Source organism: Bartonella sp. Raccoon60, assembly GCF_002022585.1.
GTDB lineage: Bacteria > Pseudomonadota > Alphaproteobacteria > Rhizobiales > Rhizobiaceae > Bartonella > Bartonella rochalimae.
The window spans coordinates 176,083-193,419 of the sequence record NZ_CP019786.1 but is presented as its reverse complement, the minus strand read 5'-3'; the positions used below and the strand labels follow the sequence as shown (position 1 = coordinate 193,419).

1 protein-coding gene is annotated in these 17,337 nt (G+C 42.6%); it reads right to left on the bottom strand.

Annotated elements, in window-relative coordinates:
- Nucleotides 1–22: 22 nt before the first annotated feature.
- Nucleotides 23–16,765, bottom strand: a complete 16,743-nt coding sequence (locus Bra60_RS07520) for a YadA-like family protein (protein WP_236823950.1) — start codon at nucleotides 16,763–16,765, stop codon at nucleotides 23–25.
- Nucleotides 16,766–17,337 lie beyond the last annotated feature (572 nt).

The following is a 17,337-nucleotide window of genomic DNA, read 5'->3' as shown; positions in this document are numbered from 1 at the left end:
AAATTGGCTGTTATTTAGGGGGTTAATTAAGTGTAAATTGTATACCTCCACCTATACCCCAGTTTGTGCCTGAGTTTGTTATAGAAATATTAGAGCGTATATTGCCGTTTTCGGATGTGTAGCCAGCACCAAAAGCAAAGGCAGATTGGTTTCTCCATAAACCGCTACTAACCGCAACGCTTAGTTTTCCAGGCGTTTCATTATAACGAAGATTAGCTGCTGCTAGACCGATAGCTGCTGCTTGTCTTGCTTCCTTTTTTACGCCCTCAATATTATAATTCAGGCTCTCAAACTTCTTATCAGTGTAATCTTTAGCTTCCTGCACCTTCTCGTCTGTATACTTCTTTGAATCATCGAGAACAATTGCCATTTTCTCATACAATTGACCTCCATTAATAGCTTCTTTCGAATCTTTCTCAACTTTACCATCACCAACATTATCAATCACAACAGGTGCACTGGCATCGCCTCCTGCTAACGTAATTTTATTGGTTTTCTTCCCATCCTTATCTTTATCATATTGAACTGCTCCCTCTGCCTTCTGACCAGTTTCATTCTTAAAATCATTAAATTCATTTTCAAGTTTATCAACTTTTTGATTCGTATTCCAAAGCTGATTCCCGGTAACTGCTTCAGTAGAGCCTTCGCTTACATCACCATCTTTCACACCAGTAATTGTTGCTTCTTTACCGTTATGCTTTGCGTTATAAGCACCTTTATTCTCATCCCATTTTATCGTATCATTTTTTGCCTGTTCTGTCTGATTTTCGACATCACCTAAACGATTATTCAAATCTTTCAGACTTTGATTAACACCATCAAAAGCACCAGCTACACTATTATACTCTTTGTATTCCGGTCCATTAGCTTTACCACCAAAATTAAATTGAACAATATTAAACGTAGGAGCAGTCCATACACCATCTTTATATCCAGCTCCCCCTCCTAAATATTCAGCAAGTTGCATGTTTGCTTCATCAAATCGTTTGTTTGTTTTATAAAGCTGTGCTCCTGTGATCGCTTCAGTCGAATCCTCTGCTATATCTCCATCAAGAAGAAACTTAAGTTTACTATTTTTTTCTTGTCCTTTTTTACCATGACGTGCAACAAAAGCCTGCTCACTATCACTCCACAATAAGCTATTTTGTGCAACATTTTCAGTACTTTCAGTCATTTCTTGACGGATCTCTGTCAATGTTGTGTCAACGCCAGCAAAGGCCTCACCTACATTACTATAATCACTACCCTGGACTTTATAACTTGGCGCTATACCTCCAAGAATATCCGATCCGCCTCCCAAATAGGATGAAGCATTCTTCGCAATCGTTGTAACATCTCCTTGAACTTTATCCATACTCGTAGAAAGATCAGCTACGTTCTTGCTCACATCAGAAACTTTTTGCGTGGTTTCAGTTAGCTTGGTGTCAACTTCATAAAGCTGTTTGCCTGTAACTGCTTCTGTCGAACTGTCTGAAAGCTTTCCATCCTTCAAGCCAGAAAGCGTCCGACCTTCTCCGTCTTTGTTTGTAAGATTAACTTCCGATCCACCCGTCTTCGAGCCTATCGTGATACGACCACTCTTATCTTCACTTTCTTCTTGTTGAATTAGGTTCGTCTCTACAACCGTCGTGAAGGAGCTGCTAATATCCTTTAATGCAGCCGCTACATTCTTATATTCTTTCTCTTCTGTAGAACCATCTTCTTGTAGCACATTAATCGTGAAAGTAGGATCTACCCATTCCCCATCTTCATAGCCTGCTCCGCCACCAAAATATTCAGAGACCTTCTTATTCGTAAGGTAAAGTTGGTTTCCAGTAACTGCCTGGTTCGAGCCTTCCGAAATAGCACCATCACCTAAACCAGAAAGAACACGTGCAACTGACTGATTATTCAATAAACTCATTTCCGTGCCACCCGTCTTCGCACCTATCGTGATACGACCGCTCTCCCCTTCTTCTTGTTGTACAAGGCTCTTACTTCCAACACCGGAAAGTTCTTTATAAATATCTGAAAGGCTATCATCAACGCCTGTAAATGCTTCTCCTACATTACTGTAATCACTACCCTGGACTTTATAACTTGGTGCTATACCTCCAAGAATATCTGCTCCACCTCCTAAATAGGATGAGGCATTCTTCGCAATCGTTGTAACATCTCCTTGAACTTTATCCATACTCGTAGAAAGATCAGCTACGTTCTTGCTCACATCAGAAACTTTTTGCGTGGTTTCAGTTAGCTTGGTGTCAACCTTGTAAAGCTGCTTCCCGGTAACTGCTTCAGTTGAACGACCTGAAAGCTTTCCATCTTTCAAGCCAGAAAGGGTTCGACCTTTGCCGTCTTTGTTCGTAAGATCAACTTTCGTGCCACCCGTCTTCGCACCTATCGTGATACGACCACTCTCCCCTTCTTCTTGTTGTACAAGGCTCTTACTTCCGACACCGGAAAGTTCCTTATAAATATCTGAAAGGCTATCATCAACACCTGCAAATGCTTCTCCTACATTACTGTAATCACTACCCTGGACTTTATAACTTGGTGCTATACCTCCAAGAATATCCGATCCACCTCCTAAATAGGATGAGGCATTCTTCGCAATCGTTGTAACATCTCCTTGAACTTTATCCATACTCGTAGAAAGATCAGCTACGTTCTTGCTCACATCAGAAACTTTTTGCGTGGTTTCAGTAAGCTTGGTGTCAACCTTGTAAAGCTGCTTCCCGGTAACTGCTTCAGTTGAACGACCTGAAAGCTTTCCATCTTTCAAGCCAGAAAGCGTACGACCTTTGCCGTCTTTGTTCGTAAGATCAACTTTCGTGCCACCCGTCTTCGAACCTATCGTGATACGACCGCTCTCCCCTTCTTCTTGTTGTACAAGGCTCTTACTTCCAACACCGGAAAGTTCCTTATAAATATCTGAAAGACTATCATCAACACCTGCAAATGCTTCTCCTACATTACTGTAATCACTACCCTGGACTTTATAACTTGGTGCTATACCTCCAAGAATATCCGATCCACCTCCTAAATAGGATGAGGCATTCTTCGCAATCGTTGTAACATCTCCTTGAACTTTATCCATACTTGTGGAAAGATCAGCTACGTTCTTGCTCACATCAGAAACTTTCTCAGTAAGCTTGGTGTCAACCTCATAAAGCTGTTTGCCTGTAACTGCTTCTGTCGAGCTGTCAGAAAGCTTTCCATCCGTTAAGCCAGAAAGCGTACGACCTTTGCCGTCTTTGTTCGTAAGATCAACTTTCGTGCCACCCGTCTTCGAACCTATCGTGATACGACCGCTCTCCCCTTCTTCTTGTTGTACAAGGCTCTTACTTCCAACACCGGAAAGTTCTTTATAAATATCTGAAAGACTATCATCAACGCCTGTAAATGCTTCTCCTACATTACTGTAATCACTACCCTGGACTTTATAACTTGGTGCTATACCTCCAAGAATATCCGATCCACCTCCTAAATAGGATGAGGCATTCTTCGCAATCGTTGTAACATCTCCTTGAACTTTATCCATACTCGTGGAAAGATCAGCTACGTTCTTGCTCACATCAGAAACTTTCTCAGTAAGCTTGGTGTCAACCTCATAAAGCTGTTTGCCTGTAACTGCTTCTGTCGAGCTGTCGGAAAGCGTGCCATCCGTTAAGCCAGAAAGCGTACGACCTTTGCCGTCTTTGTTCGTAAGATCAACTTTCGTGCCACCCGTCTTCGAACCTATCGTGATACGACCGCTCTCCCCTTCTTCTTGTTGTACAAGGCTCTTACTTCCAACACCGGAAAGTTCCTTATAAATATCTGAAAGACTATCATCAACACCTGCAAATGCTTCTCCTACATTACTGTAATCACTACCCTGGACTTTATAACTTGGTGCTATACCTCCAAGAATATCCGATCCACCTCCTAAATAGGATGAGGCATTCTTCGCAATCGTTGTAACATCTCCTTGAACTTTATCCATACTTGTGGAAAGATCAGCTACGTTCTTGCTCACATCAGAAACTTTCTCAGTAAGCTTGGTGTCAACCTCATAAAGCTGTTTGCCTGTAACTGCTTCTGTCGAGCTGTCAGAAAGCTTTCCATCCGTTAAGCCAGAAAGCGTACGACCTTTGCCGTCTTTGTTCGTAAGATCAACTTTCGTGCCACCCGTCTTCGAACCTATCGTGATACGACCGCTCTCCCCTTCTTCTTGTTGTACAAGGCTCTTACTTCCAACACCGGAAAGTTCTTTATAAATATCTGAAAGACTATCATCAACGCCTGTAAATGCTTCTCCTACATTACTGTAATCACTACCCTGGACTTTATAACTTGGTGCTATACCTCCAAGAATATCCGATCCACCTCCTAAATAGGATGAGGCATTCTTCGCAATCGTTGTAACATCTCCTTGAACTTTATCCATACTCGTGGAAAGATCAGCTACGTTCTTGCTCACATCAGAAACTTTCTCAGTAAGCTTGGTGTCAACCTCATAAAGCTGTTTGCCTGTAACTGCTTCTGTCGAGCTGTCGGAAAGCGTGCCATCCGTTAAGCCAGAAAGCGTACGACCTTTGCCGTCTTTGTTCGTAAGATCAACTTTCGTGCCACCCGTCTTCGAACCTATCGTGATACGACCGCTCTCCCCTTCTTCTTGTTGTACAAGGCTCTTACTTCCAACACCGGAAAGTTCTTTATAAATATCTGAAAGACTATCATCAACGCCTGCAAATGCTTCTCCTACATTACTGTAATCACTACCCTGGACTTTATAACTTGGTGCTATACCTCCAAGAATATCCGATCCACCTCCTAAATAGGATGAGGCATTCTTCGCAATCGTTGTAACATCTCCTTGAACTTTATCCATACTCGTGGAAAGATCAGCTACGTTCTTGCTCACATCAGAAACTTTCTCAGTAAGCTTGGTGTCAACCTCATAAAGCTGTTTGCCTGTAACCGCTTCTGTCGAACTGTCGGAAAGTTCTCCATCCTTCAAGCCAGAAAGCGTACGACCTTTGCCGTCTTTGTTCGTAAGATCAACTTTCGTGCCACCCGTCTTCGAACCTATCGTGATACGACCGCTCTCCCCTTCTTCTTGTTGTACAAGGCTCTTACTTCCAACACCGGAAAGTTCTTTATAAATATCTGAAAGGCTATCATCAACACCTGCAAATGCTTCTCCTACATTACTGTAATCACTACCCTGGACTTTATAACTTGGTGCTATACCTCCAAGAATATCCGATCCACCTCCTAAATAGGATGAGGCATTCTTCGCAATCGTTGTAACATCTCCTTGAACTTTATCCATACTCGTGGAAAGATCAGCTACGTTCTTGCTCACATCAGAAACTTTCTCAGTAAGCTTGGTGTCAACCTCATAAAGCTGTTTGCCTGTAACCGCTTCTGTCGAACTGTCGGAAAGTTCTCCATCCTTCAAGCCAGAAAGCGTACGACCTTTGCCGTCTTTGTTCGTAAGATTAACTTTCGTGCCACCCGTCTTCGAACCTATCGTGATACGACCGCTCTCCCCTTCTTCTTGTTGTACAAGGCTCTTACTTCCAACACCGGAAAGTTCTTTATAAATATCTGAAAGGCTATCATCAACACCTGCAAATGCTTCTCCTACATTACTGTAATCACTACCCTGGACTTTATAACTTGGTGCTATACCTCCAAGAATATCCGATCCACCTCCTAAATAGGATGAGGCATTCTTCGCAATCGTTGTAACATCTCCTTGAACTTTATCCATACTTGTGGAAAGATCAGCTACGTTCTTGCTCACATCAGAAACTTTCTCAGTAAGCTTGGTGTCAACCTCATAAAGCTGTTTGCCTGTAACTGCTTCTGTCGAGCTGTCAGAAAGCTTTCCATCCGTTAAGCCAGAAAGCGTACGACCTTTGCCGTCTTTGTTCGTAAGATCAACTTTCGTGCCACCCGTCTTCGAACCTATCGTGATACGACCGCTCTCCCCTTCTTCTTGTTGTACAAGGCTCTTACTTCCAACACCGGAAAGTTCTTTATAAATATCTGAAAGACTATCATCAACGCCTGTAAATGCTTCTCCTACATTACTGTAATCACTACCCTGGACTTTATAACTTGGTGCTATACCTCCAAGAATATCCGATCCACCTCCTAAATAGGATGAGGCATTCTTCGCAATCGTTGTAACATCTCCTTGAACTTTATCCATACTCGTGGAAAGATCAGCTACGTTCTTGCTCACATCAGAAACTTTCTCAGTAAGCTTGGTGTCAACCTCATAAAGCTGTTTGCCTGTAACTGCTTCTGTCGAGCTGTCGGAAAGCGTGCCATCCGTTAAGCCAGAAAGCGTACGACCTTTGCCGTCTTTGTTCGTAAGATCAACTTTCGTGCCACCCGTCTTCGAACCTATCGTGATACGACCGCTCTCCCCTTCTTCTTGTTGTACAAGGCTCTTACTTCCAACACCGGAAAGTTCTTTATAAATATCTGAAAGGCTATCATCAACGCCTGCAAATGCTTCTCCTACATTACTGTAATCACTACCCTGGACTTTATAACTTGGTGCTATACCTCCAAGAATATCCGATCCACCTCCTAAATAGGATGAGGCATTCTTCGCAATCGTTGTAACATCTCCTTGAACTTTATCCATACTCGTGGAAAGATCAGCTACGTTCTTGCTCACATCAGAAACTTTCTCAGTAAGCTTGGTGTCAACCTCATAAAGCTGTTTGCCTGTAACCGCTTCTGTCGAACTGTCGGAAAGTTCTCCATCCTTCAAGCCAGAAAGCGTACGACCTTTGCCGTCTTTGTTCGTAAGATCAACTTTCGTGCCACCCGTCTTCGAACCTATCGTGATACGACCGCTCTCCCCTTCTTCTTGTTGTACAAGGCTCTTACTTCCAACACCGGAAAGTTCTTTATAAATATCTGAAAGGCTATCATCAACACCTGCAAATGCTTCTCCTACATTACTGTAATCACTACCCTGGACTTTATAACTTGGTGCTATACCTCCAAGAATATCCGATCCACCTCCTAAATAGGATGAGGCATTCTTCGCAATCGTTGTAACATCTCCTTGAACTTTATCCATACTCGTGGAAAGATCAGCTACGTTCTTGCTCACATCAGAAACTTTCTCAGTAAGCTTGGTGTCAACCTCATAAAGCTGTTTGCCTGTAACTGCTTCTGTCGAGCTGTCGGAAAGCGTGCCATCCGTTAAGCCAGAAAGCGTCCGACCTTTGCCGTCTTTGTTCGTAAGATCAACTTTCGTGCCACCCGTCTTCGAACCTATCGTGATACGACCGCTCTCCCCTTCTTCTTGTTGTACAAGGCTCTTACTTCCAACACCGGAAAGTTCCTTGTAAATATCTGAAAGACTACCATCAACACCTGCAAATGCTTCTCCTACATTACTGTAATCACTACCCTGGACTTTATAACTTGGTGCTATACCTCCAAGAATATCCGATCCACCTCCTAAATAGGATGAGGCATTCTTCGCAATCGTTGTAACATCTCCTTGAACTTTATCCATACTCGTGGAAAGATCAGCTACGTTCTTGCTCACATCGGAAACTTTTTCAGTAAGCTTGGTGTCAACCTCATAAAGCTGTTTGCCTGTAACTGCTTCTGTCGAGCTGTCGGAAAGCGTTCCATCCGTTAAGCCAGAAAGCGTCCGACCTTTGCCGTCTTTGTTCGTAAGATCAACTTTCGTGCCACCCGTCTTCGAACCTATCGTGATACGACCGCTCTCCCCTTCTTCTTGTTGTACAAGGCTCTTACTTCCAACACCGGAAAGTTCCTTGTAAATATCTGAAAGACTACCATCAACACCTGCAAATGCTTCTCCTACATTACTGTAATCACTACCCTGGACTTTATAACTTGGTGCTATACCTCCAAGAATATCCGATCCACCTCCTAAATAGGATGAGGCATTCTTTGCAATCGTTGTAACATCTCCTTGAACTTTATCCATACTCGTGGAAAGATCAGCTACGTTCTTGCTCACATCGGAAACTTTTTCAGTAAGCTTGGTGTCAACCTCATAAAGCTGTTTGCCTGTAACTGCTTCTGTCGAGCTGTCGGAAAGCGTTCCATCCGTTAAGCCAGAAAGCGTCCGACCTTTGCCGTCTTTGTTCGTAAGATCAACTTTCGTGCCACCCGTCTTCGAACCTATCGTGATACGACCGCTCTCCCCTTCTTCTTGTTGTACAAGGCTCTTACTTCCAACACCGGAAAGTTCCTTGTAAATATCTGAAAGACTACCATCAACACCTGCAAATGCTTCTCCTACATTACTGTAATCACTACCCTGGACTTTATAACTTGGTGCTATACCTCCAAGAATATCCGATCCACCTCCTAAATAGGATGAGGCATTCTTTGCAATCGTTGTAACATCTCCTTGAACTTTATCCATACTCGTGGAAAGATCAGCTACGTTCTTGCTCACATCGGAAACTTTTTCAGTAAGCTTGGTGTCAACCTCATAAAGCTGTTTGCCTGTAACTGCTTCTGTCGAGCTGTCGGAAAGCGTTCCATCTTTCAAGCCAGAAAGCGTACGACCTTTGCCATCTTTGTTCGTAAGATCAACTTTCGTGCCACCAACCTTCGAACCTATCGTGATCCGACCGCTCTCATCTTCACTTTCTTCTTGTTGAATTAGGTTTGTCTCTACAACCGTCGTGAAGGAGCTGCTAATATCCTTTAATGCAGCCGCTACATTCTTATATTCTTTCTCTTCTGTAGAACCATCTTCTTGTAGCACATTAATCGTGAAAGTAGGGTCTACCCATTCTCCATCTTCATAGCCTGCTCCGCCACCTAAATATTCAGAGACCTTCTTATTCGTAAGGTAAAGTTGGTTTCCAGTAACTGCCTGGTTCGAGCCTTCCGAAATAGCACCATCACCTAAACCAGAAAGAACACGTGCAACTGACTGATTATTCAATAAATTAATTTCCGTGCCACCAACCTTCGAACCTATCGTGATACGACCGCTCTCCCCTTCTTCTTGTTGTACAAGGCTCTTACTTCCAACACCGGAAAGTTCTTTATAAATATCTGAAAGACTATCATCAACGCCTGCAAATGCCGATCCTACATTATTGTAATCATTGCCCTGGACTTTATAAGTCGGCGCTTCTCCACCAAGAATATCTGCTCCGCCTCCTAAATAGGATGAGGCATTCTTCGCAATCGTTGACACTTCTCCTTGGACTTTCGTAACATTTTGCGTGGTCTTAGTAAGCTTGGTATCAACTTCATAAAGCTGTTTGCCTGTAACTGCTTCAGTCGAACTGTCGGAAAGCGTTCCATCTTTCAAGCCAGAAAGTGTACGACCTTCTCCATCTTTGTTCGTAAAATTAACCTCCGTACCACCAACTTTCGAACCTATCAGGATGCGACCATTGCCACTCTCTTCTTGTTCTTGCTCAACAAGACTACCCCCTGCTACACTCGCAATCTTTGAATAAATATCTGTAATCGAACCATCAACACCAGCAAACGCTGAGCCTACATCATGATGCTCTGTATTCTGGACTTTATATGTTGGAGCTTCACCACTAAGAATATCTGCTCCGCCTCCTAAATAGGCTGAAGCATTCTTCGCAATCGTTGACACTTCTCCTTGGACTTTCGTAACATTTTGCGTGGTCTTAGTAAGCTTGGTATCAACCTCATAAAGCTGCTTTCCAGTAACCGCTTCTGTCGAACTGTCGGAAAGTTTTCCATCCTTCAAGCCAGAAAGCGTCCGACCTTCGCCATCTTGGTTCGTAAGATTAATTTCCGTTCCACCAACCTTCGAACCTATCGTAATGCGGCCACTCTCATCTTCACTTTCTTCTTGTTGAATTAGGTTTGTCTCTACAACCGTCGTGAAGGAGCTGCTAATATCCTTTAATGCAGCCGCTACATTCTTATATTCTTTCTCTTCTGTAGAACCATCTTCTTGTAGCACATTAATCGTGAAAGTAGGGTCTACCCATTCTCCATCTTCATAGCCTGCTCCGCCACCTAAATATTCAGAGACCTTCTTATTCGTAAGGTAAAGTTGGTTTCCAGTAACTGCATGGTTCGAGCCTTCCGAAATAGCTCCATCACCCAAACCAGAGAGAACACGTGCAACTGACTGATTATTCAATAAATTAATTTCCGTGCCACCCGTCTTCGCACCTATCGTGATACGACCACTCTCCTCTTCTTCTTGTTGTACAAGGCTCTTACTTCCAACACCCGAAAGTTCTTTATAAATATCTGAAAGACTATCATCAACGCCTGCAAATGCTAATCCTACATTATTGTAATCATTGCCCTGGACTTTATAAGTCGGCGCTTCTCCACCAAGAATATCTGCTCCGCCTCCTAAATAGGCTGAAGCATTCCTCGCAATCGTTGACACTTCTCCTTGGACTTTCGTAACATTTTGCGTGGTCTCAGTAAGCTTGGTATCAACCTCATAAAGCTGCTTTCCAGTAACCGCTTCTGTCGAACTGTCGGAAAGCTTTCCATCCTTCAAGCCAGAAAGCGTACGACCTTCTCCATCTTTGTTCGTAAAATTAACTTCCGTACCACCAACTTTCGAACCTATCGTAATACGACCTTTGCTACTCTCTTCTTGTTCTTGCTCAACAAGACTACCCCCTGCTACACCCGCAATCTTTGAATAAAGATCTGTAATCGAACCATCAACACCAACAAATGCTGAACCGACATCATGATGATTTGAACCTTGAATCTTATAAGTTGGAGCTTCACCACTAAGAATATCTGCTCCGCCTCCTAAATGGGCTGAAGCATTCTTCGCAATCGTTGACACTTCTCCTTGGACTTTCGTAACATCGCCTTGAACTTTATCCATACTCGTAGAAAGATCAGCTACGTTCTTGCTCACATCAGAAACTTTTTCAGTTAGCTTAGTATCAACCTCATAAAGCTGCTTTCCAGTAACCGCTTCTGTCGAACTGTCGGAAAGCTTTCCATCCTTCAAGCCAGAAAGCGTACGACCTTCTCCGTCTTTGTTCGTAAGATTAACTTCCGTACCACCAACCTTCGAACCTATCAGGATGCGACCGCTTTCATCTTCACTTTCTTCTTGTTGAATTAGGTTTGTCTCTACAACTGTCGTGAAGGAGCTGCTAATATCTTTTAATGCATCCGCTACATTCTTATATTCTTTCTCTTCTGTAGAACCATCTTCTTGTAGCACATTAATCGTGAAAGTAGGATCTACCCATTCTCCATCTTCATAGCCTGCTCCACCACCTAAATATTCAGAGACCTTCTTATTCGTAAGGTAAAGTTGGTTTCCAGTAACTGCATGGTTCGAGCCTTCCGAAATAGCTCCATCACCCAAACCAGAGAGAACACGTGCAACTGACTGATTATTCAATAAATTAATTTCCGTGCCACCCGTCTTCGCACCTATCGTGATACGACCACTCTCCCCTTCTTCTTGTTGTACAAGGCTCTTACTTCCAACACCCGAAAGTTCTTTATAAATATCTGAAAGACTATCATCAACGCCTGCAAATGCTAATCCTACATTATTGTAATCATTGCCCTGGACTTTATAAGTCGGCGCTTCTCCACCAAGAATATCTGCTCCGCCTCCTAAATAGGCTGAAGCATTCCTCGCAATCGTTGACACTTCTCCTTGGACTTTCGTAACATTTTGCGTGGTCTCAGTAAGCTTGGTATCAACCTCATAAAGCTGCTTTCCAGTAACCGCTTCTGTCGAACTGTCGGAAAGCTTTCCATCCTTCAAGCCAGAAAGCGTACGACCTTCTCCGTCTTTGTTCGTAAGATTAACTTCCGTACCACCAACCTTCGAACCTATCAGGATGCGACCGCTTTCATCTTCACTTTCTTCTTGTTGAATTAGGTTTGTCTCTACAACTGTCGTGAAGGAGCTGCTAATATCTTTTAATGCATCCGCTACATTCTTATATTCTTTCTCTTCTGTAGAACCATCTTCTTGTAGCACATTAATCGTGAAAGTAGGATCTACCCATTCTCCATCTTCATAGCCTGCTCCACCACCTAAATATTCAGAGACCTTCTTATTCGTAAGGTAAAGTTGGTTTCCAGTAACTGCATGGTTCGAGCCTTCCGAAATAGCTCCATCACCCAAACCAGAGAGAACACGTGCAACTGACTGATTATTCAATAAATTAATTTCCGTGCCACCAACTTTCGAACCTATCGTAATACGACCTTTGCTACTCTCTTCTTGTTCTTGCTCAACAAGACTACCCCCTGCTACACCCGCAATCTTTGAATAAAGATCTGTAATCGAACCATCAACACCAACAAATGCTGAACCGACATCATGATGATTTGAACCTTGAATCTTATAAGTTGGAGCTTCACCACTAAGAATATCTGCTCCGCCTCCTAAATGGGCTGAAGCATTCTTCGCAATCGTTGACACTTCTCCTTGGACTTTCGTAACATCGCCTTGAACTTTATCCATACTCGTGGAAAGATCAGCTACGTTCTTGCTCACATCAGAAACTTTTTCAGTTAGCTTAGTATCAACCTCATAAAGCTGCTTTCCAGTAACCGCTTCTGTCGAACTGTCGGAAAGCTTTCCATCCTTCAAGCCAGAAAGCGTACGACCTTCTCCGTCTTTGTTCGTAAGATTAACTTCCGTACCACCAACCTTCGAACCTATCAGGATGCGACCGCTTTCATCTTCACTTTCTTCTTGTTGAATTAGGTTTGTCTCTACAACCGTCGTGAAGGAGCTGCTAATATCTTTTAATGCATCCGCTACATTCTTATATTCTTTCTCTTCTGTAGAACCATCTTCTTGTAGCACATTAATCGTGAAAGTAGGATCTACCCATTCTCCATCTTCATAGCCTGCTCCACCACCTAAATATTCAGAGACCTTCTTATTCGTAAGGTAAAGTTGGTTTCCAGTAACTGCATGGTTCGAGCCTTCCGAAATAGCTCCATCACCCAAACCAGAGAGAACACGTACAACTGACTGATTATTCAATAAATTAATTTCCGTGCCACCAACTTTCGAACCTATCGTAATACGACCTTTGCTACTCTCTTCTTGTTCTTGCTCAACAAGACTACCCCCTGCTACACCCGCAATCTTTGAATAAAGATCTGTAATCGAACCATCAACACCAACAAATGCTGAACCGACATCATGATGATTTGAACCTTGAATCTTATAAGTTGGAGCTTCACCACTAAGAATATCTGCTCCGCCTCCTAAATGGGCTGAAGCATTCTTCGCAATCGTTGACACTTCTCCTTGGACTTTCGTAACATCGCCTTGAACTTTATCCATACTCGTGGAAAGATCAGCTACGTTCTTGCTCACATCAGAAACTTTTTCAGTTAGCTTAGTATCAACCTCATAAAGCTGCTTTCCAGTAACCGCTTCTGTCGAACTGTCGGAAAGCTTTCCATCCTTCAAGCCAGAAAGCGTACGACCTTCTCCGTCTTTGTTCGTAAGATTAACTTCCGTACCACCAACCTTCGAACCTATCAGGATGCGACCGCTTTCATCTTCACTTTCTTCTTGTTGAATTAGGTTTGTCTCTACAACCGTCGTGAAGGAGCTGCTAATATCTTTTAATGCATCCGCTACATTCTTATATTCTTTCTCTTCTGTAGAACCATCTTCTTGTAGCACATTAATCGTGAAAGTAGGATCTACCCATTCTCCATCTTCATAGCCTGCTCCACCACCTAAATATTCAGAGACCTTCTTATTCGTAAGGTAAAGTTGGTTTCCAGTAACTGCATGGTTCGAGCCTTCCGAAATAGCTCCATCACCCAAACCAGAGAGAACACGTACAACTGACTGATTATTCAATAAATTAATTTCCGTGCCACCAACTTTCGAACCTATCGTAATACGACCTTTGCTACTCTCTTCTTGTTCTTGCTCAACAAGACTACCCCCTGCTACACCCGCAATCTTTGAATAAAGATCTGTAATCGAACCATCAACACCAACAAATGCTGAACCGACATCATGATGATTTGAACCTTGAATCTTATAAGTTGGAGCTTCACCACTAAGAATATCTGCTCCGCCTCCTAAATAGGCTGAAGCATTCTTCGCAATCGTTGACACTTCTCCTTGGACTTTCGTAACATCGCCTTGAACTTTCGTAACATCCCCTTGGATTTTCGTAATATCACCTCGGACTTTTGTAACATCTTGTGTGGTTTTAGTGAGCTTGGTATCAACATCATAAAGCTGTTTGCCTGTAACCGCTTCTGTCGAACTGTCGGAAAGCTTTCCATCCGCCAAACCAGAAAGCCTCCGACCTTGGCCTTCTTTATTCGTAAGATCTATTGCTGTTCCACCAACTTTCGAGCCTATCGTGATACGACCTTTGCTACTCTCTTCTTGTTCTTGCTGTACAAGGCTATCCCCTGCTACACTCGCAATCTTTGAATAAAGATCACTAATCGAGCCGTCAACGCCAACAAATGCCGATCCTACATCACGATGATTTGAACCTTGAATCTTATAAGTTGGAGCTTTCCCACCAAGAATGTCCGCTCCACCTCCTAAATAGGCAGAGGTATTCTTCGCAATCGTTGCGACTTCTCCTTGGACTTTTGTAACATCCCCCTGAACTTTCGTAACATCCCCTTGGATTTTCGTAATATCACCTCGGACTTTTGTAACATCTTGTGTGGTTTTAGTGAGCTTGGTATCAACATCATAAAGCTGTTTGCCTGTAACCGCTTCTGTCGAACTGTCGGAAAGCTTTCCATCCGCCAAACCAGAAAGCCTCCGACCTTGGCCTTCTTTATTCGTAAGATCTATTGCTGTTCCACCAACTTTCGAGCCTATCGTGATACGACCGCTCTCCCCTTCTTCTTGCTCAACAAGGCTATTCCCTGCTACATTCGCAATCTTTGAATAAAGATCACTAATCGAGCCATCAACACCCTTAAATGCCGATCCTACATCACGATGATTTGAACCTTGAATCTTATAAGTCGGCGCTACATTAGAAAGAATGCCCGCTCCACCTCCTAAATAGGCAGAGGTATTATTCGCAATCGTTGAGACATCTCCTTGAACTTTTGTAATACCCCCCTGAACTTCCGTAACATCCCCTTGGATTTTCGTAATATCACCTCGGACTTTTGTAACATCTTGTGTGGTTTTAGTGAGCTTGGTATCAACATCATAAAGCTGTTTGCCTGTAACCGCTTCTGTCGAACTGTCTGAAAGTTCTCCATCCGCCAAACCAGAAAGCCTCCGACCTTGGCGTGCTCGGTTCATAAAATTAATTTCCGTGCCACCCGTCTTCAAACCTATCGCGATAAGACTGCTCTCCCCTCCTTCTTGCTGTACAAGGGTATTCCCTGCTACAATCGCAATCTTTGAATAAAGATCTGTAATCGAACCATCAACACCAACAAATGCTGAACCGACATCATGATGATTTGAACCTCGAATCTTATAAGTTGGAGCTTTCCCACCAAGAATGTCCGCTCCACCTCCTAAATAGGCAGAGGTATTCTTCGCAATCGTTGCGACTTCTCCTTGGACTTTATAAAGCTGTTTGCCTGTAACCGCTTCTGTCGAACTGTCGGAAAGCTTTCCATCCGCCAAACCAGAAAGCGTACGACCTTGGAGTACTTGGTTCATAAAATTAATTTCCGTGCCACCCGTCTTCAAACCTATCGTGATACGACCGCTACCCCCTCCTTCTTGCTGTACAAGGCTATTCCCTGCTACATTCCCAATCTTTGAATAAAGATCACTAATCGAGCTGTCAACACCCTTAAATGCCGATCCTACATCACTATAACCTGAAGTTTGAATCTTATAAGTTGGAGTTTCATTACTAAGAATGTCCGCTCCACCTCCTAAATAGGTTGAAGCGTTCTTCGCAATCATTACTGTCCATTGTCTTAAAGCCTGCAGCTGAGCAACATTCACAGCATCAGTATCCTGTATCCCAGCTGCTACTCCGGTAAGTAGTCGTGAGGTTGGTATACGAGCAACAGGAGCAGCAATAGAGACTATCCCGTCATTATATTTCCATATATGATTACTTTTTACCGACAACTTATCTGTCCAAGGATCATAACCTGGTTGCTTTACGCTTACACCAACCTCAGATCCAGCACCTAAAGCAACCGAGCGTTCTATAACGACACGAGCTCCAGCACCTAAAGCAATCGAGCGGGCTGCATCGGCATAAGCATTATGACCTATAGCGATAGAAAAATCACCTGCCGCTTCAGCCCCAGAACCGATCCAAACTTCCGTACTTCTCGGAAGCCATTCATCTCCCAACCTATTATTCAAAACACGTGTCTCATACACATCAAGAACTGTATTTTTACCATCAACAGTCCAAGTGGCTTGTTGAACTCCAAAACCACGAGAGCACCAATTATCAAATTTGTGATGTGTGAGAAGATTTACATAACTTTCCTCACTGATTATCTTCTTTGAATCAGAGGAATTAGAAACAACGATATTGTCGATACCACAGTAACGATTACTCGCAAAAACAGAATCACGAGATTTTTTTGAAGCTTTCTCAGGAGCTTTTAAGGAAATCACACCTGTGCCCTTAAGACTCTGTGAACTTTGTATCGTTGTTTGCTGCTCTGTTGGAGAAAAATTAGATGCAACGACAGGCGCAACACTCGATAGGAGCGCTGCCATAGCTGTTCCTAATGAAGCAGCTTTCAACAAAGGTGAACGACGAGAAAAAGAATATCCCCTTAAATCACCGCTTTTTAAGATAAGATATGATTTTTTCATAAGAAATCCTCCAATAATAAAAAATGTTTTTTTGACATCAAAAAGACACATTTAGGGGTTATTGAAGAACATGAGATGAGGTAGTAGTCATTTTAAGAATTCTTCAATTAATGAGATTGTAGTTTTTTGGTTTAGGGTTTGGTGCATTTTATAAAAATTTTTTGGTTAGAGTGATTGACATTAAAAAGACATATTTACGTTATATTAAGGTTTAGGCGCTAAATTTAAGAAGAGAGATCTGTGTTATGGATGTTGTATAGGGTTTATAGATATTTTTTAAGATAAGAGTGATTCTGTTTCCTGGAGTTAGCTTATTCTGATTCCTTTAGTGTTTTTTGTTATGTTAGCCTCAGTTGAGTATACAATTGGGGGTTTTGTTGTTTTCTATACGTGTATTTTATTTCAATGCATAGAGCACAAAGAATAAAATTTCAAGGATTATTTTTTCTTATTCAGTGTATCTATTCGAATTGAGGGGTGAATATAGATGTCTTCTTTTATGCTCTAAGAATCTTCTGATAGGAGTTATAGAGGTAGTGTAAGGAGAGTCTTTAGCAGTGAAGATAAATGGA